At 59.0% G+C, this 1644-nt stretch carries 1 protein-coding gene and 1 pseudogene; both read right to left on the bottom strand.

Annotation, left to right across the window (positions count from 1 at the left end; genetic code table 11):
* Nucleotides 1-288: 288 nt before the first annotated feature.
* Entirely contained in the window at nt 289-1320 is a 1032-nt protein-coding gene (gene dctP / locus WB528_RS18240) for a TRAP transporter substrate-binding protein DctP (RefSeq protein WP_423889792.1), read from the bottom strand.
* 221 nt (nt 1321-1541) lie between these two features.
* Nucleotides 1542-1644: pseudogene (locus WB528_RS18235) on the bottom strand (DUF2171 domain-containing protein); the annotation flags it as partial.

The following is a 1644-nucleotide window of genomic DNA, read 5'->3' as shown; positions in this document are numbered from 1 at the left end:
CCTTCACGAACTTCGGAAAGTCATGGGCACTAGCAAACTTATTGATTCTAGTACCGCTTTGTCGATCTGAAGTCCCTGATCGAATTCGCCGCTTGTGGCGCAGGGACTTCGGATCGGCGGTACTAGTGTCCCGGCTCTGACATTCGTAGCTTGCCTCGGCTCACTCGTTTGCGAATGTCAGGACCAAAGGGACACTGACAAAACATTGGTTCCTAACGTGGTTTTTGGATTTGACATTCGCCTTTGAGCAATCGCGGCACCACCGCAGCGCACGTCAAATCCACCACATTAGCTATGGGTGCCGACGGTCTCAGTCACCAGCTTGACGATCTCGGCGGACAGTTTGGTGTCGCGGATGAGGTCAGCTTGCGCCGCGATCATGCGCTTGCGGTCGGCGGCCACCTGGTCCGCCGATGGATCGGCGAAGGTCACGCCATTGGCCTGCATCGTCTTGCGGGCATCGGCTTGCGATTTTGCAGACATCTCCCGGTAACGTCCGATATTGGCCGCCCAGACATCGCGCATCAGCTTGCGATCGGCCTCGGAAAGCTTCGACCAGAAGGCGTCGCTGACCATCGGGATGTAATTGGCGAAGAACTGGTGGTCGGCGTAGGAGTATTTGACGCCGGCTTCCCAGAGTTTTGCCGAGTTCACGCTCTCGTCGCTACTGACGAAACCGTCAAAGGTGCCTTGCGACAGCGCCAGCGGCACATTCGGCCATGGCGTGACGTTGGGAATGGCGTGCACGAAGGCGATGCGCCAGGAAATGCCGGATCCTCCCGGACTGCGAATCTTCAACCCTGAGAAGTCTTCGAGCGAACGAACCTCTTTCTTCGTCGTGTACCAGTTCTCGTTGCCGAGCTCCAACCATGACCCGAGGATATGTGAGCGTATTTTGCCCTCGAGCTGCTTGTTGACGAGTTCGCCCGGCGCGCCGTCGGCGCAGCGGCGGAACAGCTCGATCGGCGGGCTGTAAAGCGCGGGCAACTGGCAGAAGTCGCAATCGGGCACCAGCCCGGTCATGGTCCAGGTGCCGGGCGAGGCCATGTCGACCTGGCCCTGAAGCAGCGCCTTGGTGACGTTGAGGTCGGCGAACAACTGTCCGGACTGAAATACTTCCGACTTGATCTTGCCCTTGCTCGCTTCCTCGAGCTTGGCGACGTAATCGAGGATCGCCTGGTTGCGCGGGTGCGAGGGCGCGGTATCGAGCGAGCAGCGCATCTTGATCGTGTCGTCCGCGAAGGCCTTGCGCGACACATAAGGTGCGGCGATGGCGCCTGCGGCGACTGTGACAAAGGCGCGCCTGTTCAATGCTGTCATCTGTTTCCTCCCGAGCTATTATTTCGACCTGTTGTTCCGGTCTTTAATTGGGCCGGAGGATCGCGCCTGTTGCCACTCTTGGCAACCGGAATCAGGCTGGTTACCCGCCCTTTCGGGATCAGACTTTCGCGTTGGTTCGATTCAGAGGAGCGGAAAATCCCAACAGGAAGCCGCCCGACGAACGCCGGACGGCTTCAATGGGTTCAGGTGGCTTCAAATGGTCAGTTACTCTCTTCTTCCATGGTGACGGCGACGGCACCGATGGCGGAGAGCCGGACCTTGTTGCCTTCAACGCCGGCAACCAGGCCGCGGTCGATATAGTGG

The sequence above is a fragment of the Bradyrhizobium sp. genome, assembly GCF_049586575.1.
GTDB lineage: Bacteria > Pseudomonadota > Alphaproteobacteria > Rhizobiales > Xanthobacteraceae > Bradyrhizobium.
The sequence above is the reverse complement of the archived record's forward strand: the minus strand, read 5'-3'. Positions and strand labels throughout refer to the sequence as shown.

What these genes read in the sequence shown, in the direction of transcription:
- dctP (WP_423889792.1), bottom strand. Translation starts at nt 1,320, where the DNA reads ATGACAGCATTGAACAGGCGCGCCTTTGTCACAGTCGCCGCAGGCGCC.